We start from the raw sequence: 25,746 nt of genomic DNA on the forward strand, positions 1-25,746 counted from the left end.
TACCCGTAGAGAATAATCTTAATTGAAATAACTCGCATTCTTATTTACACTGTAGATACTGGTTAAGAAGTGAGTCATTTTATGTATGTTTGCCTGTGTAATGCGGTATCTGACAAAGTTATCCGTAAAGCTGTCCGTCAGCACCACCCACATACCATTCAGCAACTGCGTCAATTAGTACCGATTGGTACCGACTGTGGAAAATGCATTCGACAGGCGCGAGAAATATTGATCGAGGAACGCGCGAACATTCCAGAAATGAATGATGTTGCCTAATAGTTAGCCGGGAGAAGTTTTCCTCCATACTTTGCCATCTGGTACTACACTTTTAGTACTGGAAGCGGAGGGTTTATCTATGAAAGGCGATAAAAAAATAATTGCACATCTCAACAAACTGCTCGGAAACGAGTTAGTTGCTATCAACCAATATTTTCTCCACGCCCGAATGTTTAAAAACTGGGGATTGATGCGCCTTAATGATAAGGAATATCACGAATCCATTGACGAAATGAAGCATGCGGATAAATACATCGAGCGCATCTTATTCCTCGAAGGTATTCCTAACTTACAGGATTTGGGTAAGTTGAACATTGGTGAAGATGTTGAGGAAATACTTAAATCCGATTTAGCCCTTGAGTTGGCAGGAGCAAAGGATCTGCGTGAAGGCATTGCTTATGCGGACTCAATACATGACTACGTCAGCCGAGACCTGTTAAAGGAAATTCTGTCTGAAGAAGAGGGCCACATAGATTGGCTTGAAACAGAACTTAGCCTTATCGAACGTCTGGGAATACAGAATTACTCACAGGCTCAATTGGCAAAAGATTAACTCCTTCACCTGGCGTGCTGTCGCTCGCTTACCTGCCACAATATATTGAGTTAAAAGAGTGGGAGCCGTATCGGCCTCACTCTTTCTTATCTGCAAACCTTCAAACATAGCCATATTTCCCCCTAATTAAATTATCTGGTAAGTTTTCGCATAGATTTTCAACACTGGCTTGCTTCCTGCTGGTATTTACGTATAATGCGCGGGCCTACCTAATCTTGATAGGTCAGATTGAAACTAATCTGTCGGTTACAGCCTAGTGCTAGAACCGAACAATACTCCCGATATGGGGGTTATATGTTGAACGATTACACTCCCCCATCAATCGAAATGGGTGCGAGGAGTAATCATTTACGTTTATAAATAATTGGAGCTCTGGTCTCATGCAGAACCAAAGAATCCGTATCCGCCTGAAAGCGTTTGATCATCGTTTGATCGATCAATCAACTGCGGAAATCGTCGAGACTGCCAAGCGCACTGGTGCGCAGGTTCGTGGTCCGATCCCGCTGCCAACTCGCAAAGAGCGCTTTACCGTTCTGATCTCTCCGCACGTCAATAAAGATGCGCGCGATCAGTACGAGATTCGCACTCACAAGCGTCTGGTTGACATCGTTGAGCCAACCGAGAAAACCGTTGATGCTCTGATGCGTCTGGATCTGGCTGCCGGTGTAGACGTGCAGATCAGCCTGGGTTAATCAGGTCATTGAGCGATTGAGAGGTTGAAACAATGATTGGTTTAGTCGGTAAGAAAGTGGGCATGACTCGTATCTTCACAGAAGATGGCGTTTCAATCCCAGTAACTGTTATCGAAATTGAAGCGAACCGCGTAACTCAGGTCAAAAGCCTGGAGAACGACGGATACCGTGCTGTGCAAGTAACTACCGGTGCTAAAAAAGCTAACCGCGTTACTAAACCAGAAGCGGGTCATTTCGCTAAAGCTGGCGTAGAAGCTGGCCGTGGTCTGTGGGAATTCCGCCTTCCAGAAGGTCAAGAGTTCACTGCTGGCCAAGAAATTAGCGTCGAGATTTTCGCAGACGTTAAGAAAGTTGACGTTACAGGTACGTCTAAAGGTAAAGGTTTTGCCGGTACTGTTAAGCGCTGGAACTTCCGTACCCAAGATGCTACCCATGGTAACTCCTTGTCTCACCGTGTTCCGGGTTCTATCGGTCAAAACCAGACTCCGGGCAAAGTGTTTAAAGGCAAGAAAATGGCAGGCCACCTGGGTGACGAGCGTGTAACCGTTCAAAGCCTGGACGTAGTACGTGTTGACGCTGAGCGCAACCTGCTGCTGGTTAAGGGTGCTGTACCGGGCGCAACCGGTGGCAACCTGATCGTTAAACCAGCTGTGAAGGCGTAAGGGGATAGCAATGGAATTAATAGTGAAAGACGCGCAAAGCGCGCTGACTGTTTCCGAAACTACCTTCGGTCGTGATTTCAACGAAGCGCTGGTACATCAGGTTGTTGTTGCTTATGCAGCAGGTGCCCGTCAAGGTACTCGTGCTCAGAAGACCCGCGCCGAAGTAACTGGTTCCGGTAAAAAACCGTGGCGCCAGAAAGGTACCGGCCGTGCGCGTGCAGGTTCTGTAAAGAGCCCAATCTGGCGTTCAGGTGGTGTGACCTTTGCTGCGAAGCCTCAGGACCACAGTCAGAAAGTAAATAAAAAGATGTACCGCGGCGCGCTGAAAAGCATTCTGTCCGAATTGGTACGTCAAGATCGTCTGATCATTGTCGAAAAGTTCTCTGTTGAAGCACCTAAAACTAAGTTGCTGGCACAGAAACTGAAAGATATGGCTCTGGAAGATGTACTGATCATCACTGGTGAACTGGACGAGAACTTGTTCTTGGCAGCTCGCAACCTGTATAAGGTTGATGTCCGTGATGTAGCCGGTATTGACCCAGTTAGCCTGATCGCCTTCGACAAAGTGGTTATGACTGCTGATGCTGTGAAGCAAGTTGAGGAGATGCTGGCATGATTCGTGAAGAACGTCTGCTGAAAGTACTGCGCGCGCCGCATGTATCTGAAAAAGCGTCCGCTGCGATGGAAAAGAATAACACCATCGTTCTCAAAGTTGCCAAAGACGCGACCAAAGCAGAAATTAAAGCTGCAGTGCAGAAACTGTTTGAAGTCGAAGTCGAAGACGTTAACACCTTGCTGGTTAAAGGCAAGAGTAAGCGTCACGGTCAGCGTGTTGGTCGTCGTAGCGACTGGAAAAAAGCTTACGTCACCCTGAAAGAAGGCCAGAATCTGGACTTCATCGGCGGCGCAGAGTAAGTCGGAGGAGTAAACAATGGCAATTGTTAAATGTAAACCTACGTCTCCGGGTCGTCGCCACGTTGTTAAAGTGGTTAACCCTGAGCTGCACAAGGGTAAGCCTTATGCCCCGTTGCTTGAGAAATTAAGCAAAAGCGGTGGCCGTAACAACAATGGCCGTATCACTACCCGTCATATCGGTGGTGGCCACAAGCAACATTATCGTCTGGTTGACTTCAAACGCAACAAAGATGGTATCCCTGCTGTGGTAGAGCGTCTGGAGTACGATCCGAACCGTTCCGCGAATATCGCGTTGGTTCTGTACAAAGACGGCGAACGCCGTTACATCCTGGCGCCGAAAGGCCTGAAAGCTGGTGACCAGATTCAATCTGGCGTTGATGCTGCAATTAAAGCAGGTAACACCCTGCCTATGCGTAACATCCCAGTTGGTTCAACGGTTCATAACGTAGAAATGAAACCAGGTAAAGGCGGCCAATTGGCTCGTTCTGCTGGTGCATACGTTCAGATCGTTGCTCGTGACGGTTCCTACGTTACTCTGCGTCTGCGCTCCGGCGAAATGCGCAAAGTTCTAGCTGATTGCCGCGCCACCTTAGGTGAAGTCGGTAACGCTGAACACATGCTGCGTGTCCTGGGTAAAGCAGGTGCTAGTCGTTGGCGTGGTATTCGTCCTACCGTTCGCGGTACGGCGATGAACCCGGTAGATCACCCACACGGTGGTGGTGAAGGTCGTAACTTTGGTAAGCACCCGGTAACCCCGTGGGGCGTTCAAACCAAAGGTAAGAAGACCCGTAGCAACAAGCGTACTGATAAGTTCATCGTACGTCGCCGTAGTAAAAAATAATTAGAGGATAAGCCATGCCACGTTCTCTCAAGAAAGGTCCCTTCATTGACCTGCACTTGCTGAAGAAGGTAGAGAAAGCGGTGGAAAGCGGAGACAAGAAGCCAATTCGGACTTGGTCCCGTCGTTCAACGGTCTTTCCAAATATGATCGGTTTGACCATCGCTGTCCATAATGGTCGTCAGCACGTTCCCGTTTTTGTTTCCGATGAAATGGTCGGTCACAAACTGGGCGAATTCGCGCCGACCCGTACTTATCGCGGCCATGCGGCCGATAAAAAGGCTAAAAAGCGCTAAGGTAGGAGGAAGAGATGGAAACTATCGCTAAACATCGCCACGCTCGTTCTTCTGCTCAGAAGGTTCGCTTGGTAGCGGACCTGATTCGCGGTAAGAAAGTGTCGCAAGCTCTGGAAACTCTGGCCTATACCAACAAGAAAGCTGCTGGTTTGGTTAAGAAGGTACTAGAGTCTGCCATTGCTAACGCAGAACACAACGATGGCGCTGACATCGATGATCTGAAAGTCACGAAGATTTTCGTAGACGAAGGCCCTAGCATGAAGCGCATTATGCCGCGTGCAAAAGGTCGTGCAGATCGCATCCTGAAGCGCACCAGCCACATTACTGTGGTTGTGTCCGATCGCTGAGACTCTGGAGACTAGCAATGGGTCAGAAAGTACATCCTAATGGTATTCGACTAGGTATTGTCAAAGCTTGGAACTCTACCTGGTACGCAAATACCAAAGAATTCGCTGACAACCTGGACAGCGACTTTAAAGTTCGCCAATTCCTGACTAAGGAATTAGCGAAAGCTTCCGTTTCTCGCATCGTTATCGAGCGTCCAGCGAAGAGCATCCGTGTGACTATTCACACCGCTCGTCCTGGCATCGTTATCGGCAAGAAAGGTGAAGATGTCGAAAAACTGCGTAAGGTCGTAGCGGATATCGCTGGCGTTCCTGCACAGATTAACATCGCCGAAGTCCGTAAACCGGAACTGGACGCAAAATTGGTTGCTGATAGCATCACTTCACAGCTGGAACGTCGTGTTATGTTCCGTCGTGCTATGAAGCGTGCTGTACAGAACGCAATGCGTCTTGGCGCTAAAGGTATCAAAGTTGAAGTAAGCGGCCGTCTTGGCGGTGCTGAAATCGCGCGTACCGAATGGTACCGTGAAGGTCGTGTTCCGTTGCATACACTGCGTGCGGATATCGATTACAACACATCTGAAGCGCACACCACTTATGGTGTAATCGGCGTTAAGGTATGGATCTTCAAAGGTGAGATCTTGGGTGGTATGGCTGCTGTTGAACAACCGGAACCGGCTGCTCAACCTAAAAAGCAGCAGCGTAAAGGCCGCAAGTAAGGAGAATCGCTGATGTTACAACCAAAGCGTACAAAATTCCGTAAGATGCACAAAGGCCGTAACCGTGGCCTTGCGCAAGGTACGGATGTTAGCTTCGGTGAGTTCGGCCTGAAAGCTTGTGGCCGTTGCCGCCTGACGGCTCGTCAAATCGAAGCAGCCCGTCGTGCGATGACACGTGCAATTAAGCGTCAAGGTAAGGTCTGGATCCGTGTATTCCCGGACAAACCGATCACCGAGAAGCCGCTCGAAGTGCGTATGGGTAAAGGTAAGGGTAACGTAGAGTATTGGGTTGCCCTGATCCAGCCAGGAAAAGTTTTATTTGAAATGGCTGGTGTGCCGGAAGAAACTGCTCGCGAAGCATTTAAGCTCGCTGCAGCGAAACTGCCTGTAGGAACCACCTTTGTAACTAAGACGGTGATGTAATGAAAGCACAAGAGCTGCGTGAAAAAAGCGTTGAAGAGCTGAACACTGAGCTGCTCAACCTGCTGCGTGAGCAATTTAATTTGCGCATGCAGGCGGCTAGTGGCCAGCTGCAACAAACTCACCTGTCGAAACAAGTGCGCCGTAATATCGCACGTGTTAAGACTTTACTGACTGAAAAGGCGGGTGCGTAATGACTGACCAAATCCGTACTCTGCAAGGTCGCGTAGTTAGTGACAAAATGGAGAAATCCATGGTTGTTGCTATCGAACGTGTGGTGAAGCACCCAATTTATGGGAAATTCATCCGTCGTACGACGAAATTGCATGTACATGACGAGAACAATGAATGTGGAATCGGTGACGTGGTAGAAATCCGCGAATGCCGTCCATTGTCAAAGACTAAGTCTTGGACACTTGTTCGCGTTGTAGAGAAAGCGATTCTGTAATAGAGTAGCCAACTCGAACATAATAAACGGCTCAGAAAGTGGGCCGTTTATTTTTTCTACCCATAATTTGGAAGCGGTGTTATAATGCTGCGCCCTCATTCATGGGGCTTTTAAACGACCTATTCTGGGTCCTAAAGTAGTAGTTGACATTAGCGGAGCACTAACATGATCCAAGAACAGACTATGCTGAACGTGGCCGACAACTCCGGTGCACGTCGCGTAATGTGTATCAAGGTTCTAGGTGGCTCGCACCGTCGCTACGCAGGCATCGGCGACATCATCAAGATCACCATCAAGGAAGCAATTCCTCGTGGCAAGGTGAAGAAAGGCGATGTTCTGAAGGCGGTAGTGGTGCGCACCAAGAAGGGTGTACGTCGCCCGGACGGTTCTGTCATTCGCTTCGATGGCAACGCTTGTGTTATTTTAAATAATAACAGCGAGCAGCCAATCGGCACGCGTATTTTTGGGCCGGTAACTCGTGAACTGCGTAATGAGAAGTTCATGAAAATTATCTCTCTGGCACCAGAAGTACTCTAAGGAGCGAACCATGGCAGCGAAAATCCGTCGTGATGACGAAGTTATCGTGCTAACCGGGAAAGACAAAGGTAAGCGCGGTAAAGTAAAGAATGTCCTGTCTGCTAGTAAGGTCATTGTTGAAGGTATCAACCTGGTTAAAAAACATCAGAAGCCGGTTCCGGCCCTGAACCAACCAGGTGGCATTGTTGAAAAAGAAGCTGCAATTCAAGTTTCCAACATTGCGCTGTTCAACGCGGCAACTGGTAAGGCTGACCGTGTAGGCTTTAGATTTGAAGACGGGAAAAAAGTCCGTTTCTTTAAATCTAATAGCGAAACTATCAAGTAATTTGGAGTAATACGATGGCGAAACTGCATGATTACTACAAAGACGAGGTAGTCAAACAACTGATGTCTCAGTTTGACTACAACTCTGTCATGCAAGTCCCTCGGGTCGAGAAGATCACCCTGAACATGGGTGTTGGTGAAGCGATCGCTGACAAGAAACTGCTGGATAATGCAGCAGCTGACTTGGCAGCAATCTCCGGCCAAAAGCCGTTTATCACCAAAGCACGCAAATCTGTTGCAGGCTTCAAAATCCGTCAGGGCTATCCGATCGGCTGTAAAGTAACCCTGCGTGGCGAACGCATGTGGGAATTCCTTGAGCGTCTGATTACCATTGCTGTACCTCGTATCCGTGACTTCCGTGGCTTGTCCGCTAAGTCATTCGATGGTCGTGGTAACTACAGCATGGGTGTGCGCGAGCAGATCATCTTCCCGGAAATCGACTACGATAAAGTCGATCGTGTGCGTGGTTTGGATATTACCATTACCACTACTGCGAAATCCGATGATGAAGGCCGTGCATTATTGGCTGCTTTTAAATTCCCATTCCGCAAGTAAGGTAGGGTTACTGATGGCTAAGCAATCAATGAAAGCACGCGAAGTCGTTCGCGTGAAACTAGCTAACAAATACCGCGCTCAACGCGAGGAATTAAAAGCTATTATCTCTGGTGTGAACTCATCCGACGAAGATCGTTGGAATGCTGTTCTGAAGCTGCAGTCTCTGCCGCGTGATTCCAGCCCGTCCCGTCAGCGTAACCGCTGCAACCAAACTGGTCGTCCGCATGGTTTCTTGCGGAAGTTCGGGTTGAGCCGTATTAAAGTCCGTGAAACCGCAATGCGCGGTGAAATCCCGGGCCTTAAAAAGGCTAGCTGGTAATTGTCACCAATTGAATCACGGGAGTAAAGACAGATGAGCATGCAAGATCCGATCGCGGATATGCTGACCCGTATCCGTAACGGTCAATCCGCAAACAAAGTCGCGGTCACCATGCCTTCCTCCAAGCTGAAAGTGGCAATTGCCAACGTTCTGAAGGAAGAAGGTTTTATTGAAGATTTTAAAGTCGAAGGCGACACCAAGCCTGTTCTGGAATTAGCACTTAAGTATTTCCAGGGTAAGGCAGTGGTAGAAAGCATTCAACGTATCAGCCGTCCAGGTCTGCGCATCTATAAGAAAAAAGATGAGCTGCCAAAAGTTATGGCCGGTTTGGGTATCGCTGTTATTTCTACCTCTAAAGGTGTTATGACCGATCGTGCAGCTCGCCAAGCTGGTCTTGGTGGCGAGATTATCTGCTACGTAGCTTAATTCGGGAGGAAAGAATGTCTCGTGTTGCAAAAGCACCCGTCGTCATTCCTGCCGGCGTAGAGGTAAAACTCAACGGTCAGGTTATTTCGATTAAGGGTAAGAACGGCGAGCTGACTCGTACCGTCCATAGTGCTGTTGAAGTTAAGCAAGAAGAAAATACACTGACTTTCGCTCCACGCGAAGGCGCTGTAGACGGTTGGGCCCAAGCGGGTACCACTCGTGCACTGCTTAATGCAATGGTCATTGGTGTTACCGAAGGCTTCACTAAGAAGCTTCAATTGGTAGGTGTAGGTTACCGTGCCGCAGTTAAAGGCAACGTGGTGAATTTAGCTTTAGGCTTCTCTCATCCAGTTGACCATGAATTGCCGGCTGGCATCACTGCTGAATGTCCGACCCAAACTGAAATCGTGCTGAAAGGCGCTGATAAGCAGGTGATTGGTCAGGTTGCAGCAGATTTACGTGCCTACCGTCGTCCTGAGCCTTATAAAGGCAAGGGTGTCCGTTACGCCGACGAAGTCGTGCGTACCAAAGAGGCTAAGAAGAAGTAAGGTAACACTATGGATAAGAAAGCAGCTCGTATCCGTCGTGCGACCCGCGCACGCCGCAAGCTCAAAGAACTGGGTGCGACTCGCCTGGTGGTACATCGTACCCCACGCCATATTTACGCGCAGGTTATCGCACCAAACGGTTCTGAAATTTTGGTAGCAGCTTCTACTGTAGAAAAAGCTATCAATGAGCAATTGAAGTACGCCGGCAACAAAGATGCCGCCGCAGCTGTAGGTAAAGCTGTTGCAGAGCGCGCATTGGAAAAAGGGATCACGAAAGTATCCTTTGACCGTTCCGGTTTCCAATATCATGGTCGAGTCCAGGCACTGGCAGATGCTGCCCGTGAAGCTGGCCTTCAGTTCTAAGGTAGAGGTGTAAGATGTCTCACATCGAAAAACAAGCTGGCGAACTGCAGGAAAAGCTGATCGCGGTAAACCGCGTATCTAAAACCGTAAAAGGTGGCCGTATTTTCAGCTTTACCGCACTGACAGTAGTTGGTGATGGTAACGGTCGCGTTGGTTTTGGCTACGGCAAAGCACGCGAAGTTCCGGCAGCGATCCAGAAAGCGATGGAAAAAGCCCGTCGCGCTATGATTAATGTTGCATTGAATAACGGTACCCTGCAGCACCCTGTTAAAGGTGCTCACACAGGTTCCCGTGTATTCATGCAACCAGCTTCTGAAGGTACCGGTATCATCGCCGGTGGTGCAATGCGCGCCGTCTTAGAAGTTGCAGGGGTTCATAACGTTTTAGCTAAAGCATATGGTTCTACTAACCCGATTAACGTGGTTCGTGCAACTATCGCTGCTTTAGAAGATATGAAATCCCCAGAAATGGTCGCTGCTAAGCGTGGTAAGTCCGTCGAAGAAATTCTAGGGAAATAACCATGGCAAAGACTATTAAAGTAACTCAAACAAAAAGCAGTATCGGTCGTTTGCCGAAACACAAGGCAACTCTGATCGGTTTAGGTCTGCGTCGTATTGGTCATACTGTAGAGCGTGAGGATACTCCTGCTGTACGTGGTATGGTCAACTTGGTTTCCTACATGGTTAAAGTTGAGGAGTAACAGATGCGTTTAAATACTCTGTCTCCGGCTGAAGGTGCCAAGCATGCGCCGAAGCGTGTAGGTCGTGGTATCGGTTCTGGCCTGGGTAAAACTGCTGGTCGTGGTCACAAAGGTCAGAACTCACGTTCTGGTGGTGGCGTACGTCGTGGTTTTGAAGGTGGTCAGATGCCTTTATATCGTCGTTTGCCGAAATTCGGCTTCACCTCTCGCAAAGCTATGATCACGGCAGAAGTTCGTCTGTCTGAACTGGCTTTAGTGGAAGGCGACGTAATCGACCTGAACACGCTGAAAGCCGCTAACGTTGTTGGTACCCAGATTGAGTTCGCGAAAGTTATGCTTTCAGGCGAAATCACTCGTGCGGTAACTCTTCGTGGTCTGCGTGTCACCAAAGGCGCTCGTGCTGCTATCGAAGCTGCTGGCGGTAAAATTGAGGAATAAGTAGCAGATGGCTAAGCAACCAGGATTAGATTTTCAAAGTGCTAAAGGCGGATTAGGCGAACTGAAGCGCAGACTTTTGTTTGTTATCGGTGCGCTTATTGTTTTCCGTATCGGCTCTTTTATTCCGATTCCTGGTATCGATGCCACTGTGCTTGCTAAATTGCTCGAGCAGCAGAGAGGGACCATCATTGAAATGTTTAACATGTTCTCTGGTGGTGCTCTCAGTCGTGCTTCTATCTTTGCCTTGGGTATCATGCCGTATATTTCGGCATCGATTATTATCCAACTGCTGACGGTGGTTCATCCAGCGTTAGCAGAAATAAAGAAAGAAGGGGAGGCTGGCCGTCGTAAGATTAGTCAGTACACCCGTTATGGCACGTTGGTATTGGCTATATTCCAATCGATCGGTATTGCTACCGGTCTACCGAATATGCCTGGGATGCAAGGTCTGGTAATCAATCCAGGCTTTGCCTTCTATTTTACCGCTGTTGTTAGCTTGGTTACAGGGACTATGTTCCTAATGTGGCTGGGCGAACAGATTACTGAGCGTGGTATCGGTAACGGTATTTCAATCATAATCTTTGCTGGTATTGTTGCCGGTCTTCCACCTGCAATAGCCCATACCATCGAGCAAGCTCGGCAAGGCGACCTGCACTTCCTCCTGTTGCTGTTGGTTGCAGTATTAGTGTTTGCAGTAACCTTCTTCGTTGTTTTCATTGAACGTGGTCAGCGTCGTATCGTCGTTAACTATGCTAAACGTCAACAAGGTCGTCGTGTTTATGCAGCACAGAGCACACACTTACCGTTGAAAGTAAATATGGCTGGGGTTATCCCTGCAATCTTTGCTTCCAGCATAATTCTGTTCCCTGCCACGATTGCATCATGGTTTGGGGGCGGGACAGGTTGGAACTGGCTGACGACTATTTCGATGTATTTGCAGCCGGGACAGCCGCTTTATGTGTTACTCTATGCGTCTGCAATCATCTTCTTCTGTTTCTTCTACACGGCGTTGGTGTTTAACCCGCGTGAAACAGCAGATAACCTGAAGAAGTCCGGTGCATTCGTGCCAGGAATTCGTCCGGGAGAGCAAACGGCGAAGTACATCGATAAAGTAATGACGCGTCTAACCTTAATTGGTGCGATGTATATTACTTTCATCTGCCTGATCCCGGAGTTCATGCGTGACGCGATGAAAGTACCATTTTACTTTGGTGGTACCTCCCTACTTATCGTAGTGGTGGTCATCATGGACTTTATGGCTCAAGTGCAAACTCTGATGATGTCTAGTCAATATGAGTCTGCATTGAAGAAAGCAAACCTGAAAGGCTATAACCGCTAATTCAGGGATGTTTGAGAAGTTACGGAGAGTAAAAATGAAAGTTCGTGCTTCCGTCAAGAAATTATGTCGTAACTGCAAAATTGTTAAGCGTAACGGTGTCGTTCGCGTAATCTGCAGTGCCGAACCAAAGCATAAACAGCGTCAAGGCTGATTTATCTTGCATATTTTTCTTGCAAAGTTGGGTTGAGCTGGCTAGATTAGCCAGCCAATCTTTTGTATGTGACTGCAATGCTATTTGAGTATCCTGAAAACGGGCTTTTCAGAATGGTATTGCTGTATAAAATAGTAGGAGTGCATAGTGGCCCGTATAGCAGGCATTAACATTCCTGATCAGAAACATACCGTTATCGCTTTAACTGCGATCTACGGCATCGGTAAGACCCGTTCACAGGCTATCTGTGTTGCTGCGGGTATTGCTGAAAATGTTAAGATCAGTGAGCTGTCTGAAGAGCAAATCGAGAAGCTGCGTGACGAAGTTGCCAAGTACGTTGTAGAAGGTGATCTGCGTCGTGAGGTGACCCTGAGCATCAAGCGTCTGATGGACCTTGGGACTTATCGTGGTTTGCGTCATCGTCGTGGTCTACCAGTTCGCGGTCAGCGTACTAAGACCAACGCACGTACCCGTAAGGGTCCGCGTAAACCGATCAAGAAATAATCGGGGTGATTGAATAATGGCAAAGGCACCTATTCGTGCACGCAAGCGTGTAAGAAAGACAGTCTCTGACGGTGTGGCTCATATCCATGCTTCTTTCAACAACACCATCGTTACCATTACAGATCGTCAAGGTAACGCATTGGGTTGGGCAACAGCAGGTGGTTCCGGTTTCCGTGGATCTCGTAAGTCTACTCCGTTTGCAGCGCAAGTTGCAGCAGAGCGCTGCGCTGACGCAGTGAAAGAATACGGTATCAAGAATCTGGAAGTTATGGTTAAAGGACCTGGTCCGGGCCGTGAGTCTACTATCCGTGCGTTAAACGCGGCTGGTTTCCGCATCACTAATATTACTGATGTGACTCCGATCCCTCATAACGGTTGTCGTCCGCCGAAAAAGCGCCGCGTATAACGCTGCTTTTAGGTTTGTTGGAGAGAGAAAATGGCAAGATATTTGGGTCCTAAGCTCAAGCTGAGCCGTCGTGAGGGCACAGACCTGTTCCTTAAGTCTGGCGTTCGCGCGATTGACACCAAGTGTAAGATTGAACAACCACCTGGCCAGCACGGTGCGCGTAAACCGCGTCTGTCTGACTACGGTGTGCAGTTACGTGAGAAACAAAAAGTTCGCCGTATCTATGGTGTTCTAGAACGTCAATTCCGTAACTACTATAAAGAAGCAGCACGTCTGAAAGGCAACACAGGTGCAAACCTGTTGCAATTGCTGGAAGGTCGTCTGGATAACGTAGTTTACCGTATGGGCTTTGGCGCAACTCGTGCTGAATCACGTCAGCTGGTTAGTCATAAAGCTATCATGGTAAATGGTCGCGTTGTTAACATCGCTTCTTATCAGGTATCTCCGAATGACGTAGTCAGCATCCGTGAGAAAGCTAAAAAGCAGTCTCGTGTTAAGGCAGCTTTGGAGCTGGCTGAGCAGCGTGAAAAGCCGACTTGGCTGGAAGTTGATGCTGTCAAGATGGAAGGTGTGTTCAAACGTATTCCTGAACGTACTGATCTGTCTGCGGACATTAACGAACACCTGATCGTCGAGCTTTACTCTAAGTAAAGCTTAGTACCAAAGAGAGGACACAATGCAGGGTTCTGTGACAGAGTTTCTAAAACCGCGCCTGGTAGATATCGAGCAAGTCAGTTCGACGCACGCCAAGGTGACCCTTGAGCCGTTAGAGCGTGGCTTTGGCCATACTCTCGGCAACGCACTGCGCCGTATTCTGCTTTCATCTATGCCGGGTTGCGCGGTGACCGAGGTTGAGATTGATGGTGTACTGCATGAGTACAGCACCAAAGAAGGCGTACAGGAAGATATCCTGGAGATCCTGCTCAACCTGAAAGGGCTGGCGGTGAGAGTTCAGGGTAAAGATGAAGTTATTCTTACCCTGAATAAGTCTGGCATTGGCCCTGTGACTGCAGCCGATATCACCCATGATGGTGATGTCGAAATCGTCAAGCCGCAGCACGTTATCTGCCACCTGACCGATGAGAACGCATCTATTAGTATGCGTATCAAAGTTCAACGTGGTCGGGGTTATGTGCCGGCTTCTGCCCGAATTCATTCGGAAGAAGATGAGCGCCCGATTGGTCGTTTGTTAGTAGACGCATGCTATAGCCCTGTAGAGCGTATTGCCTACAATGTTGAAGCAGCGCGTGTAGAACAGCGTACCGACCTGGACAAGTTGGTTATCGAGATGGAAACCAATGGCACGATCGATCCTGAAGAGGCGATCCGCCGTGCGGCAACTATCTTGGCTGAACAGCTTGAAGCTTTCGTTGACCTACGTGATGTACGTCAGCCGGAAGTTAAAGAAGAGAAGCCAGAGTTTGATCCGATCCTGCTGCGCCCTGTTGACGATCTGGAATTGACTGTCCGCTCTGCTAACTGCCTCAAGGCAGAAGCTATCCACTACATCGGTGATCTGGTACAGCGTACCGAGGTTGAGTTGCTGAAAACGCCTAACCTGGGTAAAAAATCTCTTACTGAGATTAAAGACGTGCTCGCATCACGTGGTCTTTCTTTAGGCATGCGCCTAGAAAATTGGCCACCGGCTAGCATTGCTGATAACGAGTAACCGGATCACAGGTTAAGGTTTTACTGAGAAGGATAAGGTCATGCGCCATCGTAAGAGTGGTCGTCAACTGAACCGTAACAGCAGCCATCGCCAGGCTATGTTCCGTAACATGGCCGGCTCTTTGGTTCGTCATGAGATAATCAAGACGACCCTGCCGAAAGCGAAAGAGCTGCGTCGCGTTGTTGAGCCGCTGATTACTCTTGCCAAGACCGACAGCGTAGCTAATCGTCGTCTGGCATTCGCCCGTACTCGTGATAACGAGATCGTGGCAAAACTGTTTAACGAGCTAGGCCCGCGTTTCGCGAGCCGCGCCGGTGGTTACACTCGCATTCTGAAGTGTGGCTTCCGTGCAGGCGACAACGCACCGATGGCTTACATCGAGTTAGTTGATCGTGCTGCATCGCAAGCAGAAGTAGTTGCTGCAGAGTAATCTGTAAACGCGTAAAAAAACCGGGCTTGCCCGGTTTTTTTACGTCCATAATTCAGCAAGATAAGCATCTACCCTTCGTATCTGTCCTCTCTCCTCTTATTATTTATCTGCCAATCTATTAATCTTAACTGCTATCCCACTTTATGAAGTCTGATCTCTAGGAGGGAATATGGGATTGATTGACGAATGGGCTGAAAGACACATTATCAATGCTCAAGAAAAAGGTGAATTCGAGGATTTATCTGGGCACGGTCAGCCATTAATACTGGATGATGATACCTTCGTTCCAGCGGAGTTAAGGGCTGGATACAGATTACTGAAGAATGCGGGATACCTTCCCCCTGAATTACAGGATAGGCAGGAAGCACTCACCATCACTGATTTGTTGTCACATCTCGACAAACAGTATGATGATTATGCGAATTTGCATAACCGATTGGCTTTATTAGAGTTAAGATTAAAGCAGGCAGGCCTTAGCACGGACTTTTTGCATCAAGAATATCAGCATAAAGTGACATATAAACTGTCTAAAGGGGAGTAACGGATGTTAAAGATTGGGCAAATCGCTAAACTTGCTGACGTAACGCCAGACACTATTCGCTATTATGAAAAACAAGGCATGATGGATCATGGTGAACGGACTGAAGGTGGCTACAGACTTTATACTGAACAAGATTTGCAGCGCTTGCGGTTTATCCGTTATGCAAAGCAGCTTGGTTTTACGTTAGAAACTATTGCTGAGTTATTGTCGATCCGCGTCGATCCTGAACATCATACCTGCCAGGAATCTAAGGCTATTGTAGATTCTCGGTTACTCGATGTAGAAAGTAAAATTACAGAGCTAAAAAGGATGCGCGAATCACTAAAACGGCTTAGTGATGCATGTTGTGGTAGTACGCATGCGACGACTTATTGCTCAATTTTGGAGGCATTGGAGCAGGGGGCTGCTGAAGAGTTAGCCAGAAATTAAATTTTTTAGATGGATAGTTTTAATCAGTTCAAACAAACAGTATTATTCGTGGGATTTTTAATCAATATTTTCATTAGTGAGGCATTTCTATGACGACATATCGGCATACCAAAGGAAAAATTAAGGACAACGCGCTGGAAGCTCTACTTCATGATCCTATTTTCAGGCAACGTATTGAAAAGAATGTTAAAGGCAAAGGAAGCTATCAGCGTAAAGAAAAACACGCAAAAGGTGGTAACTGGGAGGCCAGTGGTAAGCAATCAATAGATTTATTACCACTGGCCTTCTCGATTTGAAACTAATAAAAAAGCCATCATTTGATGGCTTTTGACGTTAAATAAGGCTGTAGTTATTTTGGCTGTTGTGCTTTCAGTAAATCACGAATCTCTGCCAGCAGTTTTTCTTCTGTTGTTGGTGCTGGCGGTGCTGCAGGTTCTTCCGCTTTTTCGCGGCGTAATTTATTCATCAGTTTGACGGCAGAGAAAATAGCCAGCGCGACGATGACAAAATCAAAAACACTTTGAATAAAGCTACCGTAATTCATTACAACTGCAGGGATATTTCCTTCGGCTGCACGTAATACGAAATGGAATTGTTTGAAATCGACCCCGCCGAGTAATAAACCTAGTGGTGGCATTATAATATCGGCAACAAGTGAAGAAACAATTCTGCCAAATGCAGCACCAATAATTACCCCGACAGCCAAGTCGACCACATTGCCACGCATGGCAAATTCACGAAATTCCTTCATAAAACTCATAACCAACACCCCCTTTAAAATGAACTACTTAATTTTAGCTAAACAAAACGGAATACAGCCATAATTATAGGAAACTTTTTTATTCTCTATCAGAATAGTTTTAATTTAATCATCTTTGATTACAAGAAGAATGGACTAGGTTGGAACAACCGTTCCACATCAGGGACAAATTTCTTGTGGGTAATAAACATCACAACATGGTCCCCCTGTTTAATAACAGAGTTCCCATTGGCAATGATAACTTCGTCACCACGAACAATTGCCCCAATAGTTGTCCCCGGTGGCAGTTTTATATCTTCGACCATTCGGCCCACTACTTTTGATGTGGTTTCATCACCATGTGCAATGGCTTCTATCGCTTCCGCAACACCACGTCTCAATGATGATACGCTAACGATATCGGCTTTACGGACGTGACCTAACAGCGCGGAAATAGTGGCTTGTTGTGGTGATATAACAATATCAATAACACTTCCCTGAACCAGATCGACATACGCACTGCGCTGGATTAATACCATTGCCTTTTTAGCGCCCATGCGTTTTGCGAGCATGGCGGACATAATATTAGCTTCATCATCATTAGTAATGGCAATAAAGACATCAACCTGTTCAATATGCTCTTCTGCTAATAATTCCTGATCTGATGCATCGCCATAAAATACGATTGTATCGTGCAGCATTTCTGCTAATTCGGCAGCGCGTTGCTGATCCCGCTCGATTAATTTTACGCTATAGTCTTTTTCTAATCGTAGCGCCAAGCCTGCCCCAACGTTCCCACCGCCGACAATCATGATGCGTTTATAGGGTTTTTCCAACCGTTGCAGTTCACTCATTACGGCCCGGATATGCTGTGAGGCGGCAACAAAGAAAACTTCATCACCAGCTTCAATAATTGTAGAACCCTGCGGGCGGATTGGCCGGTCTTGACGAAATATAGCCGCGACTCGGGTATCAATATGCGGCATATGTTCACGTAAAGATGATAATGCATTTCCGACTAATGGCCCGCCATAATAGGCCTTGACCGCAGCGATACTGACTTTACCTTCAGCAAAATTAACTACTTGTAACGCGCCTGGATATTCGATTAGCTTATAGATGTAATCTATAACTAGCTGTTCGGGTGATATTAAATGGTCAATAGGAACCGCTTCCGGTAGAAACAGTTTATCTGCTTCACGAATATATTCAGCTGAACGGATGCGAGCGATGCGATTTGGCGTGTTGAATAGCGAGTATGCTATTTGGCAGGCAACCATATTGGTCTCATCAGAATTCGTTACTGCAACCAACATATCGGCATCTTCTGCCCCAGCTTCTCGTAAAATTCGTGGGTGCGAGCCATGCCCTTGCACGACTCGCAAATCAAATTTATCTTGTAACTGGCGCAACCGGCCGGAATCGACATCCACCACGGTAATATCGTTGTTCTCACCCACCAGGTTTTCTGCCAGGGTACCGCCAACTTGCCCCGCCCCAAGAATAATTATTTTCATAGCGCTCTCTGTTTCACACTGAAATTAGGTTTGAGGCAGCAAAGGCCACGACTATCTTTTGATCAACTTTGCATAATAAAACCCATCACCATCCTCAGGATGTGGCAAATTTTGCCTGCCAGGTGCTGAAACTGTGCCGGTTTCGACCAAGTCTGCTTCACTGTGGCGTTGCAGGAAAGTGGCGATCTGCTGCTGATTCTCTTCGGGCAATATAGAACAGGTAGCATAAACCATTACGCCACCTTTTTTCAGTTTAGGCCAGATAGCTTCAATTATCTCAGATTGAAGTTGGGCCAACTCGGCGATATCACTGTCTCGACGCAACCATTTGATATCTGGGTGCCGGCGAATAACACCGGTTGCTGAGCAAGGGGCATCTAACAGGATTCGATCGAATTGTTGATCACCGCACCATTCATCTGGCGTTCGACCATCGCCGACTCGCACGTCTGCATGTAATCTCAGGCGTTGTAAGTTTTCTTTAACCCGACTGAGGCGCTGTTCATCTATATCGACAGCTAATACATGGGCTTTCGGCGCAGCTTCCAGAATATGGGTTGTTTTGCCCCCCGGAGCGGCACACAAATCGAGGATCTGCTCACCATCTTGTGGATCAAGCAGATCAACACAGCCTTGTGCCGATGCATCTTGCACCGTTACCCAGCCAAGTTCAAAGCCGGGGAGATCACTGACGGCGCAAGGTGTGATAAGGCGAACTGCGTCAGGGTAAAAGTCATGAGGCAGAGCTTCAATATTGGCTTGCTTCAATAGCTCAAGGTATTCACTGCGTGAATGGTGTAGTCGGCTTACGCGCAGCCACATTGGGGGTTTCTGGTTATTTGCATCCAGGATCTGTTGCCATTGATCAGGATAGGCCAGCTTAATTCGTGCCAATAACCAGCTCGGATGAAGATAGTGGCTATCGTTATTTGCAGCCCGTTCCAGTAACTCCACTTGTTGACGCTGGAATTGACGCAGTACGCCATTGATTAGCCCTTTTAACTGCGGGCGTTTGAGTGCGGTTGCGCCTTCTACTGTCTCTGCCAGTGCCGCATGAGGCGGAATACGCGTATATATCAGCTGATAAAGCCCAACCATAATCAGATAATGAAAAACACGCTGCTTACCGGTCATTGGGCGTGCCATTAACTGCTGGATACACCACTCTAGTTGTGGGAGGACACGCAAAGTGCCAAAACACAACTCCTGCAGCAATGCGCGGTCTTTATCAGAAATACTTTTTTGTAGCCCAGGTAAAACGGTGCTGAGCGATTGCCCCTGATCCAATACCTGGCTAATTGCTTTGGCAGCGATGCTGCGGAGATTATATGTGTTTTTCATAACCAAAAAAGCCGACAAACGTCAGCAAATAAAGGGAAAGTGGCCCGATGATGATGTATCGGGCGATGAAACCTATACCTGTTGGGTATATAGCTGTAGCTGCTGGGCTATTATGCTAGCTGGTTACCGGGTGTAAACCATTCGCGTCGTGAATTTAGCAAGTCAGCAGCGGACATAGCTTTCTTCCCGGCCGGTTGCAGTTGCGTGATATTCAAAACGCCATCTGCGGTTGCGACCTGGATGCCATGCTTATCGGCATGAATGATTGTACCAGGTGTTACATTATCAACAGTTGCGAGCACTTGTGCTTGCCAAACTTTGATGGGTTGTTCATCAACAACGAAATAGCTGACTGGCCAAGGATTGAAAGCACGAATACAACGCTCTAACTGGACAGCAGGAAGCGACCAATCTAATTTGGCTTCCTCTTTGCTGAGTTTTTCTGCATAGGTAACTTGTGCTTCATCTTGTACTTCGGGCTGTGCAGAGCCTTCGGCCAACTGTTGTAATGTTACCAATAAGCCCTGAGGGCCAAGCTGAGCCAACTTATCGTAGAGCGTTGCACTGGTGTCTTCTGGCTGAATATCACACTCAATTTTATGCAACATATCACCGGTATCTAGCCCGACATCCATTTGCATGATTGTCACACCAGTTTTTGCATCGCCAGCCCATAATGAACGTTGGATTGGTGCAGCACCGCGCCAGCGCGGCAGCAGAGAACCGTGGACATTAATACAACCTAATCGTGGCATGGCCAAAACAGATGCAGGGAGAATTAAGCCGTAGGCGACCACCACCATAATATCTGCATTAAGATCGGCAACCAGGTGCTGATTCTCTTCTGGCCGCAATGATTTTGGCTGAAAAATGGGAATGTCGTGTTGTTCGGCTAAGACCTTAACTGGGCTAGGGGTGAGTTTATTCCCTCGGCCAGCTGGGCGGTCTGGTTGAGTGAAAACACCCACAATCTGATGTTGAGAAGACAACAGCGCGCCTAAATGGCGCGCTGCAAAGTCAGGAGTTCCGGCAAAAATAATCCGCAAAGAATCAGACACATTGGTTTCCTGAATTAAAAGGGGTTAGTTGGCACGAGCATTCAGCTTGGCCATTTTCTCCAGCTTTTGGCGGATGCGCTGACGTTTCAGTGGTGATAAATAGTCCACAAACAATTTACCAACCAAGTGGTCCATTTCATGCTGAATGCAAATTGCCAACAAATCATCAGCTTCTAGCTCGAACGGCTTTCCGTCACGATCTAATGCCCTGATTTTGACTTTTTCAGCTCGAGGAACCAATGCACGTTGCTCAGGAATGGATAAGCAACCTTCTTCAATGCCGGTTTCACCGCTTTTTTCCAACAGTTCAGGGTTAATCAACACTAAACGCTGGTCACGATTTTCCGAAACATCAATGACGATAATTTGCAGGTGAACATCCACTTGTGTTGCAGCAAGGCCAATACCTTCCTCTGCGTACATCGTTTCGAACATGTCATCCACGATACGCTGGATTTCACCATTGACTTCTTTTACTGGCGCTGCAATTTTGCGCAGCCGCTCGTCTGGGTAATGTAATACTTGTAATACTGACATAAATATCTAGATCTGCGTCCGAGTAGTGAATGATATTCAATCTCTATTCTAGACATTTCCGGCCTTGATTGACAGCATCGTCTACCAATTGAACAAATCGGTGTCAGCTTAGGAAGCCAGCCAGGGAGGCGATATGTTAGCGGCGGAATTATGGCTCAGGATGAGCCAGGTCAAAGGGCTTGGAACAATAAAAAGCAGTACCTTGGTCAGAAGGTTACTTGCCAGTGGTGATGTTCACCTCGGGAGATTAGCTGCCTACGGGTTAGAACCGCAGCAATGTCAGCAATTTACTCAGGTAGACCCCCGTTATATTGATACCACCCTAACTTGGCTGACTAATCCTGCTCATCACTTACTGGCTTATGGTGAACCCGGCTATCCGCCGCGTTTGACTCATATTTCCTCCCCTCCATTGATCATTTTTGCCGCTGGTAAACTTGATGTTCTTTATCAACCACAAATTGCCATGGTGGGGAGTCGTCATTTTAGTCATTATGGCGAACATTGGGGGCGACATTTTGCTTCAGAACTGGCTCTTACTGGGTTAGTTATCACCAGTGGCTTGGCTATGGGGATTGACGGGATATGCCACAAGGCGGCCTTGAATACTAAAGGAAAAACCATTGCGGTATTAGGTAGCGGGCTGGAAAACATATACCCACGTCGTCACAGCCAATTAGCGCGAGAAATTGAGCATCACGGTGGGGTTTTAGTCTCGGAGTTTCTGACAACAGCATTACCTGTTGCTACTCATTTTCCCAGAAGAAATCGCATTATCAGTGGGTTAAGCTCCGCAGTATTGGTGGTCGAAGCTACACTGAAAAGTGGCTCTTTAATTACTGCCCGCTATGCTATGGAGCAAGGGAGAGATGTTTTTGCCTTACCTGGGCCACTAGGAAGTGCAACCAGTGAGGGCGTTCATTGGTTGATTCAGCAGGGAGCTTACCTGGCCAGGTCTGCCCGTGAGGTCGCCGAACAGGTCGGTGGCTCGCTACAATGGATATCATTACCCGAGAAAGTAATTATTTCTTCATCCGAAGAGCAAGTTGAATTGCCATTTGCCGATGTGTTGGCTAACGTAGGAGATGAGGTGACACCCGTTGATGTCGTCGCCGAACGCGCCGGCCAACCTGTGCCAGATATCGTCAGCAAATTGCTCGAGCTGGAGTTAGCAGGGTGGATCGCAGCTGTACCCGGCGGCTATGTCCGATTAAGGAGGGCAGGCCATGTTCGACGTTCTAATTTACTTATTTGAAACTTATATGCATAACGAGTCGGAAATGCTTGTTGATCAAGACAAGATTACTGACGATCTTGCACAAGCAGGTTTCTATCGTGAGGATATCAACAACGCCCTGAACTGGTTAGAGGCTCTCGCTGACCTACAAGATGGGCAGAAAGCACCTTATCTCTATGCCGCTGATCCGCAAGCACTGCGTATTTATACGGCAGAAGAGTCTCAACGTCTGGATGTTACTTGCCGTGGTTTTATCTTGTTTCTTGAACAAATTCAGGTATTACACCTTGATACTCGTGAGATGGTTATCGACCGTATTATGGCATTGGACTCGAATGAGATTGATCTGGAGGATCTCAAGTGGGTTGTGCTGATGGTGCTATTTAACATTCCGGGTTATGAAAGCGCTTATCAACAGATGGAAGAGTTACTTTTTGAAGTCAATGAAGGTTATTTGCACTAAGTGGTAATATCACGGGCAAATAACTTTATATAGAAGGCGTTATGACAAAAATAGTTACTGCCAAGGATAATGGGTCGTGTCCGGAGTGCGGATCGGCGTTAGTCATTCGCAGCGGCGGTCATGGCCCATTCCTTGGTTGCTCACATTATCCAGATTGCCAGTACATGCGCCCATTGAAAGCGCAATCTGATGGTCATATCGTGAAAGTTCTGGAAGGGCAGCATTGCCCTGAATGCGGTTCAGATATGGTATTACGGCAAGGGCGTTTTGGTATGTTTATTGGTTGTAGCCAATATCCGCAATGTGATCATACCGAAATCATTGATAAACCGGATGAAACATCAATCGACTGCCCACAGTGTAGGCAAGGAAAATTGCTACAGCGTAAATCTCGGTTTGGAAAAGTCTTCCATGCCTGCAATCGTTACCCCGATTGCCAATTTACAATTAATCAGCAACCCATTCCGGGAGAGTGTGCTTATTGCCACTATCCATTGTTAATGGAAAAGAGAACAGCACAAGGCGTAAAACGTTTTTGCGCCAGTAAGTTATGCGGGAAGGCAGTCGTCAGTGAGTAATAACAACGTGAGTAGAAATGAGAATAGAGCCGCTTTGTCGGATGTGTTGCAGGCCTTGCAGCAAGAAGAGGTTATTGCATATCCGACAGAAGCTGTTTTTGGTTTAGGCTGTGACCCTGATAGTGAAAAAGCAGTAAATGCTTTATTAGCATTAAAACAGCGACCATGGCAGAAGGGGCTGATTCTGATTGCTGCCAATTATGAACAGCTAAAACCGTATGTAGATGACGCGGCACTCACTGATTCACAGCGAGAGACTATTTTTTCTGTTTGGCCAGGGCCGGTAACTTGGGTCATCCCTACTCGCCCTGAGACACCGCGCTGGCTAACGGGCAGTTTTGATTCATTGGCAGTGAGAGTGAGTGATCATCCACTCGTACAGCAACTTTGTTCCCAATATGGCAAACCTTTGGTTTCAACCAGCGCTAATTTAAGTGGCCAAGAACCATGCCGTACGACTGAAGAAGTCAGAATACAGTTTGGCTCTTCTCTGCCAGTGCTGGCAGGTTTAGTTGGTGGGCGCTTGAATCCATCTGAAATTAGAGATGCACTAACCGGTAAACAATTTCGTCAAGGATAGGAAATAGCATGGATCAGAAGTTCGCAGTGTTTGGTAACCCTATTGGGCACAGTAAGTCGCCAAGGATCCATGCGCTCTTTGCTGAGCAAACCGGTATCGAACATTGCTACGGTATGGTTTTGGCCCCGAATGAAACCTTTGAAGAGACATTAACGTCTTTTTTTGCAGGTGGGGCGATAGGTGCAAACATAACGACACCGTTTAAAGAACGTGCTCACGCGAAGTGTGACGAATTGACCGATCGTGCGTCACTAGCGGGAGCCGTGAATACGATTAAGCAATTAAAAGACGGGCGTCTGTTGGGTGACAACACCGATGGTATTGGCTTACTCAGTGATCTCGAACGACAACATTTGATCCAGACGACAGATCGTATCTTATTGGTGGGTGCTGGTGGGGCGGCTCGAGGTGTGATCCTTCCTTTACTTTCATATGGCTGCAAAGTCGTTATCACTAACCGGACTTATGCTCGCGCGCAGCAACTTGCAGAAGTATTCCACCATTTAGGGGATATAGATGCTGTCGAGATGCAAGATCTGAGTGGGCAGCCCTTTGATCTAATCATCAATGCGACAGCTTCGGGTATTCATGGCGAAGTACCAAACTTACCTATGGATATTATTAGCTCACAAACTCGCTGTTACGATATGTTCTATCAAGCGGATAGTACGCCATTTCTAGCGTGGAGCACGCGTTTGGGGGTGACAAGCTATGCCGATGGTTTGGGTATGCTGGTGGGGCAGGCGGCGCATGCTTTTCAGTTGTGGCATGGTGTCATGCCTGAAATTACCCCTGTATTAAATCAGCTGCGCGATGAGCTAGCTAAATAGAAAGATATGGAACAATGCAGGGGGAGGTATAGCTCATTCCCTGCATCAGAAATTAGCTTCTATTTAGTCTCTGCCAAATAGTCATCTTTCCAGCGCACATAGTTACCGGCAGAATAAAGCAGGCCTTCTAATTCAGCAGGTGTTAAAGGGCGAACTTGCCTGGCTGGGCTACCCATATAAAGGTGGCCACTAGCCAATCGCTTGCCAGGGGAAACTAAACTACCGGCTCCAATCATTACATCATCTTCTATGACCGTACCATCTAGCACAATAGAACCCATCCCTACTAATACCCGATTGCCAATAGTGCAACCGTGAAGCATAGCTTTATGACCGACAGTCACATCTTCGCCAATAATCAGCGGGTTTCCCTCGGGATTATGCTCTGAGTGATGAGTAACATGTAACACGCTACCATCTTGAATATTAGAACGTGCACCAATATTCACCTGATTGACATCACCCCGAATGGCGACTAACGGCCAGACACTGACATCATCACCCAAAACAACATTACCAATGATCACACTGGATCTATCGATCATGACGCGTGCACCTAGCGTAGGTAAGTAATGAAGGTAGGGGCGAATAGCATCGGACATAATCATAGCCTCTTTGTAAGAAAGTACTTTACCGGCAATACTAGCCTTTGCTGATGGAATTACAACCAATTGAGCACGGGGATCGCCGTGAAAATATAGCGGATCGACCAAGATCTGCACGTAAGGAGTGAAAAGTATTCAAACAGGCAAAAAACACGAAAAAAGAGTTGTGCAAAAAATTCGACTCCCTATAATGCGCATCCATCGAGACGGCACACAACGAATCAAGTAGTTAAGTGACCGGCAAAGAGAACAGAGAAATTCAACGAAATTAAATGTTGACTCTGAATGAGGAAAGCGTAATATGCGCACCTCGCGTTACCAACCAAGTGTTGCTAACGCACTGCTCTTTAACAATTTATCAGACAATCTGTGTGGGCACTCGCAAGACGATATCGAAGCCTGTTTCGGCAGGCAGAAGA

At 47.4% G+C, this 25,746-nt stretch carries 44 protein-coding genes; 38 read left to right on the top strand and 6 right to left on the bottom strand.

What is annotated here, in order from left to right:
* The first annotated feature begins 81 nt into the window (after positions 1-81).
* The 33 genes from bfd to QSV56_RS14025 all read left to right on the top strand — a co-directional run bounded on the left by bfd (position 82) and on the right by QSV56_RS14025 (position 16,138).
* Positions 82-276 (top strand): bacterioferritin-associated ferredoxin, encoded by a 195-nt coding sequence (gene bfd, locus QSV56_RS13865; protein WP_004391429.1) that lies wholly within the window; start codon positions 82-84, stop codon positions 274-276.
* Positions 277-355: 79 nt separating this feature from the next.
* The gene (gene bfr / locus QSV56_RS13870; protein ID WP_019081503.1) at positions 356-829 is read left to right on the top strand and encodes a bacterioferritin; all 474 of its coding nucleotides are present in this window, start codon (positions 356-358) and stop codon (positions 827-829) included.
* A gap of 380 nt (positions 830-1,209) precedes the next feature.
* Positions 1,210-1,521, top strand: a complete 312-nt coding sequence (gene rpsJ, locus QSV56_RS13875; RefSeq protein WP_001181005.1) for a 30S ribosomal protein S10 — start codon at positions 1,210-1,212, stop codon at positions 1,519-1,521.
* Positions 1,522-1,553: 32 nt separating this feature from the next.
* Positions 1,554-2,183, top strand: a complete 630-nt coding sequence (rplC, locus tag QSV56_RS13880; protein ID WP_004709250.1) for a 50S ribosomal protein L3 — start codon at positions 1,554-1,556, stop codon at positions 2,181-2,183.
* A 10-nt stretch (positions 2,184-2,193) separates the two neighbouring features.
* Positions 2,194-2,799, top strand: a complete 606-nt coding sequence (gene rplD / locus QSV56_RS13885) for a 50S ribosomal protein L4 (protein ID WP_005174626.1) — start codon at positions 2,194-2,196, stop codon at positions 2,797-2,799.
* Entirely contained in the window at positions 2,796-3,098 is a 303-nt protein-coding gene (gene rplW, locus QSV56_RS13890; protein WP_005159841.1) for a 50S ribosomal protein L23, read from the top strand. Before rplD ends, rplW begins: the two co-directional genes overlap by 4 nt.
* Before the next feature lie 16 nt (positions 3,099-3,114).
* Positions 3,115-3,939: a 50S ribosomal protein L2 gene (gene rplB, locus QSV56_RS13895; RefSeq protein WP_004709246.1), complete on the top strand. Its 825-nt coding sequence runs from the start codon at positions 3,115-3,117 to the stop codon at positions 3,937-3,939.
* 14 nt (positions 3,940-3,953) lie between these two features.
* Positions 3,954-4,232, top strand: a complete 279-nt coding sequence (gene rpsS, locus QSV56_RS13900; protein WP_002213430.1) for a 30S ribosomal protein S19 — start codon at positions 3,954-3,956, stop codon at positions 4,230-4,232.
* Between the two features lie 14 nt (positions 4,233-4,246).
* Positions 4,247-4,579: a 50S ribosomal protein L22 gene (gene rplV, locus QSV56_RS13905; protein ID WP_004391423.1), complete on the top strand. Its 333-nt coding sequence runs from the start codon at positions 4,247-4,249 to the stop codon at positions 4,577-4,579.
* Positions 4,580-4,596: 17 nt separating this feature from the next.
* Complete coding sequence (gene rpsC / locus QSV56_RS13910; RefSeq protein ID WP_002221644.1) at positions 4,597-5,295, top strand: 30S ribosomal protein S3; 699 nt, start codon at positions 4,597-4,599, stop codon at positions 5,293-5,295.
* A gap of 12 nt (positions 5,296-5,307) precedes the next feature.
* Positions 5,308-5,718 carry a 50S ribosomal protein L16 gene (gene rplP / locus QSV56_RS13915; protein ID WP_002218940.1) on the top strand — a complete coding sequence of 137 codons (411 nt, stop codon included), beginning with the start codon at positions 5,308-5,310 and terminating at the stop codon, positions 5,716-5,718.
* Positions 5,718-5,909 carry a 50S ribosomal protein L29 gene (rpmC, locus tag QSV56_RS13920; RefSeq protein ID WP_005159843.1) on the top strand — a complete coding sequence of 64 codons (192 nt, stop codon included), beginning with the start codon at positions 5,718-5,720 and terminating at the stop codon, positions 5,907-5,909. Before rplP ends, rpmC begins: the two co-directional genes overlap by 1 nt.
* Positions 5,909-6,163, top strand: coding sequence for a 30S ribosomal protein S17 (gene rpsQ, locus QSV56_RS13925; RefSeq protein ID WP_002228135.1), 255 nt, complete (start codon positions 5,909-5,911; stop codon positions 6,161-6,163). Before rpmC ends, rpsQ begins: the two co-directional genes overlap by 1 nt.
* 165 nt (positions 6,164-6,328) lie before the next feature.
* A complete protein-coding gene (gene rplN / locus QSV56_RS13930; protein WP_002213325.1) occupies positions 6,329-6,700 on the top strand; it encodes a 50S ribosomal protein L14 in 372 nt (123 codons plus the stop codon).
* Positions 6,701-6,710: 10 nt separating this feature from the next.
* On the top strand, positions 6,711-7,025 hold the full coding sequence (gene rplX, locus QSV56_RS13935; RefSeq protein ID WP_004391420.1) for a 50S ribosomal protein L24: 315 nt from the start codon (positions 6,711-6,713) through the stop codon (positions 7,023-7,025).
* 14 nt (positions 7,026-7,039) lie between these two features.
* Positions 7,040-7,579, top strand: a complete 540-nt coding sequence (gene rplE / locus QSV56_RS13940) for a 50S ribosomal protein L5 (RefSeq protein WP_005159856.1) — start codon at positions 7,040-7,042, stop codon at positions 7,577-7,579.
* Between the two features lie 13 nt (positions 7,580-7,592).
* A complete protein-coding gene (gene rpsN, locus QSV56_RS13945) occupies positions 7,593-7,898 on the top strand; it encodes a 30S ribosomal protein S14 (protein ID WP_004391418.1) in 306 nt (101 codons plus the stop codon).
* A 33-nt stretch (positions 7,899-7,931) separates the two neighbouring features.
* A complete protein-coding gene (rpsH, locus tag QSV56_RS13950; RefSeq protein WP_005159858.1) occupies positions 7,932-8,324 on the top strand; it encodes a 30S ribosomal protein S8 in 393 nt (130 codons plus the stop codon).
* 14 nt (positions 8,325-8,338) lie between these two features.
* Positions 8,339-8,872 (top strand): 50S ribosomal protein L6, encoded by a 534-nt coding sequence (rplF, locus tag QSV56_RS13955; RefSeq protein WP_005159860.1) that lies wholly within the window; start codon positions 8,339-8,341, stop codon positions 8,870-8,872.
* Positions 8,873-8,881: 9 nt separating this feature from the next.
* Positions 8,882-9,235 carry a 50S ribosomal protein L18 gene (gene rplR / locus QSV56_RS13960; protein WP_004391413.1) on the top strand — a complete coding sequence of 118 codons (354 nt, stop codon included), beginning with the start codon at positions 8,882-8,884 and terminating at the stop codon, positions 9,233-9,235.
* 14 nt (positions 9,236-9,249) lie between these two features.
* A complete protein-coding gene (gene rpsE, locus QSV56_RS13965; protein WP_002213337.1) occupies positions 9,250-9,753 on the top strand; it encodes a 30S ribosomal protein S5 in 504 nt (167 codons plus the stop codon).
* Between the two features lie 2 nt (positions 9,754-9,755).
* Entirely contained in the window at positions 9,756-9,935 is a 180-nt protein-coding gene (gene rpmD / locus QSV56_RS13970) for a 50S ribosomal protein L30 (RefSeq protein WP_002213339.1), read from the top strand.
* 3 nt (positions 9,936-9,938) lie between these two features.
* Entirely contained in the window at positions 9,939-10,373 is a 435-nt protein-coding gene (gene rplO, locus QSV56_RS13975) for a 50S ribosomal protein L15 (RefSeq protein ID WP_004391411.1), read from the top strand.
* Positions 10,374-10,380: 7 nt separating this feature from the next.
* Positions 10,381-11,712 (top strand): preprotein translocase subunit SecY, encoded by a 1,332-nt coding sequence (gene secY, locus QSV56_RS13980; RefSeq protein ID WP_002213344.1) that lies wholly within the window; start codon positions 10,381-10,383, stop codon positions 11,710-11,712.
* A gap of 34 nt (positions 11,713-11,746) precedes the next feature.
* Positions 11,747-11,863 (top strand): 50S ribosomal protein L36, encoded by a 117-nt coding sequence (rpmJ, locus tag QSV56_RS13985; RefSeq protein ID WP_002227352.1) that lies wholly within the window; start codon positions 11,747-11,749, stop codon positions 11,861-11,863.
* Between the two features lie 147 nt (positions 11,864-12,010).
* Positions 12,011-12,367: a 30S ribosomal protein S13 gene (gene rpsM / locus QSV56_RS13990; RefSeq protein WP_004702348.1), complete on the top strand. Its 357-nt coding sequence runs from the start codon at positions 12,011-12,013 to the stop codon at positions 12,365-12,367.
* Positions 12,368-12,383: 16 nt separating this feature from the next.
* A complete protein-coding gene (gene rpsK, locus QSV56_RS13995; protein ID WP_004709234.1) occupies positions 12,384-12,773 on the top strand; it encodes a 30S ribosomal protein S11 in 390 nt (129 codons plus the stop codon).
* A gap of 30 nt (positions 12,774-12,803) precedes the next feature.
* Complete coding sequence (gene rpsD, locus QSV56_RS14000) at positions 12,804-13,424, top strand: 30S ribosomal protein S4 (protein WP_002218949.1); 621 nt, start codon at positions 12,804-12,806, stop codon at positions 13,422-13,424.
* Between the two features lie 25 nt (positions 13,425-13,449).
* Positions 13,450-14,442, top strand: coding sequence for a DNA-directed RNA polymerase subunit alpha (rpoA, locus tag QSV56_RS14005; RefSeq protein WP_004709232.1), 993 nt, complete (start codon positions 13,450-13,452; stop codon positions 14,440-14,442).
* Positions 14,443-14,482: 40 nt separating this feature from the next.
* Positions 14,483-14,872, top strand: coding sequence for a 50S ribosomal protein L17 (rplQ, locus tag QSV56_RS14010; protein WP_004391407.1), 390 nt, complete (start codon positions 14,483-14,485; stop codon positions 14,870-14,872).
* A 169-nt stretch (positions 14,873-15,041) separates the two neighbouring features.
* Positions 15,042-15,413, top strand: a complete 372-nt coding sequence (locus QSV56_RS14015; protein WP_301212813.1) for a DUF1992 domain-containing protein — start codon at positions 15,042-15,044, stop codon at positions 15,411-15,413.
* Between the two features lie 3 nt (positions 15,414-15,416).
* A complete protein-coding gene (gene zntR / locus QSV56_RS14020; RefSeq protein WP_019081500.1) occupies positions 15,417-15,842 on the top strand; it encodes a Zn(2+)-responsive transcriptional regulator in 426 nt (141 codons plus the stop codon).
* 89 nt (positions 15,843-15,931) lie between these two features.
* A complete protein-coding gene (locus QSV56_RS14025) occupies positions 15,932-16,138 on the top strand; it encodes an alternative ribosome-rescue factor A (protein ID WP_019081499.1) in 207 nt (68 codons plus the stop codon).
* A gap of 53 nt (positions 16,139-16,191) precedes the next feature.
* On the opposite strand, the gene mscL is transcribed toward QSV56_RS14025, so the two are convergent.
* The 5 genes from mscL to def all read right to left on the bottom strand — a co-directional run bounded on the left by mscL (position 16,192) and on the right by def (position 21,034).
* Positions 16,192-16,602, bottom strand: coding sequence for a large-conductance mechanosensitive channel protein MscL (mscL, locus tag QSV56_RS14030; protein ID WP_005166390.1), 411 nt, complete (start codon positions 16,600-16,602; stop codon positions 16,192-16,194).
* Positions 16,603-16,721: 119 nt separating this feature from the next.
* The gene (gene trkA, locus QSV56_RS14035) at positions 16,722-18,098 is read right to left on the bottom strand and encodes a Trk system potassium transporter TrkA (protein WP_005166392.1); all 1,377 of its coding nucleotides are present in this window, start codon (positions 18,096-18,098) and stop codon (positions 16,722-16,724) included.
* A 51-nt stretch (positions 18,099-18,149) separates the two neighbouring features.
* Positions 18,150-19,439, bottom strand: coding sequence for a 16S rRNA (cytosine(967)-C(5))-methyltransferase RsmB (gene rsmB / locus QSV56_RS14040; RefSeq protein WP_050158836.1), 1,290 nt, complete (start codon positions 19,437-19,439; stop codon positions 18,150-18,152).
* A 110-nt stretch (positions 19,440-19,549) separates the two neighbouring features.
* Positions 19,550-20,497: a methionyl-tRNA formyltransferase gene (gene fmt, locus QSV56_RS14045; RefSeq protein WP_046694441.1), complete on the bottom strand. Its 948-nt coding sequence runs from the start codon at positions 20,495-20,497 to the stop codon at positions 19,550-19,552.
* Between the two features lie 24 nt (positions 20,498-20,521).
* Entirely contained in the window at positions 20,522-21,034 is a 513-nt protein-coding gene (def, locus tag QSV56_RS14050; RefSeq protein ID WP_004709217.1) for a peptide deformylase, read from the bottom strand.
* A gap of 133 nt (positions 21,035-21,167) precedes the next feature.
* Here def and dprA point away from each other — a divergent pair, with 133 nt between their 5' ends.
* From dprA to aroE, 5 genes are read left to right on the top strand one after another with little or no spacing between them, the layout of a single operon-like run.
* A complete protein-coding gene (dprA, locus tag QSV56_RS14055) occupies positions 21,168-22,289 on the top strand; it encodes a DNA-protecting protein DprA (RefSeq protein ID WP_301212821.1) in 1,122 nt (373 codons plus the stop codon).
* Positions 22,261-22,734 carry a DUF494 family protein gene (locus QSV56_RS14060; RefSeq protein WP_005166401.1) on the top strand — a complete coding sequence of 158 codons (474 nt, stop codon included), beginning with the start codon at positions 22,261-22,263 and terminating at the stop codon, positions 22,732-22,734. Before dprA ends, QSV56_RS14060 begins: the two co-directional genes overlap by 29 nt.
* Before the next feature lie 41 nt (positions 22,735-22,775).
* Complete coding sequence (locus QSV56_RS14065) at positions 22,776-23,312, top strand: type I DNA topoisomerase (RefSeq protein ID WP_050131985.1); 537 nt, start codon at positions 22,776-22,778, stop codon at positions 23,310-23,312.
* A 7-nt stretch (positions 23,313-23,319) separates the two neighbouring features.
* Positions 23,320-23,892 carry an L-threonylcarbamoyladenylate synthase type 1 TsaC gene (tsaC, locus tag QSV56_RS14070; protein WP_026018065.1) on the top strand — a complete coding sequence of 191 codons (573 nt, stop codon included), beginning with the start codon at positions 23,320-23,322 and terminating at the stop codon, positions 23,890-23,892.
* A gap of 8 nt (positions 23,893-23,900) precedes the next feature.
* Positions 23,901-24,722 (top strand): shikimate dehydrogenase, encoded by an 822-nt coding sequence (gene aroE, locus QSV56_RS14075; RefSeq protein WP_046051811.1) that lies wholly within the window; start codon positions 23,901-23,903, stop codon positions 24,720-24,722.
* A gap of 59 nt (positions 24,723-24,781) precedes the next feature.
* On the opposite strand, the gene QSV56_RS14080 is transcribed toward aroE, so the two are convergent.
* Positions 24,782-25,324 carry a gamma carbonic anhydrase family protein gene (locus tag QSV56_RS14080; protein ID WP_046052104.1) on the bottom strand — a complete coding sequence of 181 codons (543 nt, stop codon included), beginning with the start codon at positions 25,322-25,324 and terminating at the stop codon, positions 24,782-24,784.
* Positions 25,325-25,746 lie beyond the last annotated feature (422 nt).

It is taken from the genome of Yersinia sp. 22-579 (assembly GCF_030433455.1).
Classification (GTDB): domain Bacteria; phylum Pseudomonadota; class Gammaproteobacteria; order Enterobacterales; family Enterobacteriaceae; genus Yersinia; species Yersinia enterocolitica.